This is a genomic window from Methylobacterium sp. WL103 (genome assembly GCF_008039885.1).
GTDB lineage: Bacteria > Pseudomonadota > Alphaproteobacteria > Rhizobiales > Beijerinckiaceae > Methylobacterium > Methylobacterium cerastii.
Genome location: NZ_VRUX01000904.1, coordinates 1 through 1,228, shown reverse-complemented (window position 1 = coordinate 1,228; position 1,228 = coordinate 1). Strand labels below are relative to the sequence as shown.

The window sequence follows — 1,228 nt, the reverse complement described above, 5'->3', positions numbered from 1 at the left end:
GCTTGACTATGCTGGATCGCTCGACGGATCGCCTCAGTCGTCGTGGCGCTGCCGTGAAGAACTTGGCCCATAGCTCATCCCTCCACTCCGACGTGAAGACTGCACCATCAAACCCTGGGATCAAACATCTAGGCCGATACGCAGTACATGGCCCGCATGCAGAATGGCGGCGCTTGGTTAGAAGCCCGTCACCGCGACGGGTGCCGCGGTGTGCCGGAACGGGGCGCTGAACGGCCTCAGGCCGTCTTGGCGACCTTCTTGCGGCCGCGAGCCTTCGGGGCTGCCTCGGGCGCTTCTACAGCCTTGGGCTTCCGACCGCGGGTCTTGGGCGCCTCAGAGACCGTCTCGTCGGCTGCGGCGGCCTTGGGGGCTGCCTTGCGCAGTTGGCCGAGGCCGAGCGAGCGAGCCAACTCGGAGCGCTTGGCGGAATAGCTCGCCGCAGTCGAAGGGTAATCCGGAGGCAAACCGTAGCGCGTCCGGTAGCTCTCCATAGTCAGGCCGCTCTTAGTCAGGTGGCGCTTGAGCGTCTTGTATGGCTTACCGTCGATGAAGCTAATTAGCGCGTCCGGTGTGATCGACTTCTTGACCTGCGCCGGCGTCGGCTTCTCGGGGCCAGCGGGCTCGGCAGGCGTCGGGTTAGCAAGACCCGCAACGGCAGCATGCACGCTGGCGATCACGCCAGGCAGCTCCGACACCGGCACGTTGTTGTTCGACACGTAAGCCGAGACGAGGTCGGCAGCGAGTTCCATGAAGTTGGGGGATTGAGCTTCAGCTTGTTCGTCCACGACGGTTCCTTCCATCAAGAGGATCTATCGCTCTACCGCTTGATGCCGCTGGTCAAGCTACCTCCATGGAAAACACACCGGCGAATGCTGCAACACGGATGGAAATCTGTTGCTTCGCTTCGACATGATGCTCGATGGGGCAAAGAAAGCCCCCGACCGCTCGGGCGGCCGGGGCTTATCATGCAGCACCTGTGCGATGCTATGCGCTCGGGAGCAGTCGTCGCTTACTCCCGATGCGATGTAGAGCCAGGGCCCCTCGATGGGACGCCCCCGCTCACTCTTCCCCGAAACCAAATCTTCGCAGCATGCGTACAGGGTAAGCGCTCGGTGACGGCTGCCTTGTGCGGATAGGGTCTGGGTCTGGATACAGGGGATGGCGCGGGATGGCGCTGTATCGGCCCTGTGTCTGGACCTATGACGAACACGGCTCACATCGTCGTCGC

Annotated in this window: 1 protein-coding gene; it reads right to left on the bottom strand. The window is 62.7% G+C overall.

Annotated features, from left to right (window positions below; translation table 11 throughout):
- Positions 1-236: 236 nt before the first annotated feature.
- Positions 237-749, bottom strand: a complete 513-nt coding sequence (locus FV222_RS26590; RefSeq protein ID WP_246685689.1) for a MucR family transcriptional regulator — start codon at positions 747-749, stop codon at positions 237-239.
- Between the last annotated feature and the right edge of the window lie 479 nt (positions 750-1,228).

Excerpts from the sequence above, each read along its gene's own strand:
- FV222_RS26590 (WP_246685689.1), bottom strand. The coding sequence starts at position 749 with ATGGAACTCGCTGCCGACCTCGTCTCGGCTTACGTGTCGAACAACAAC.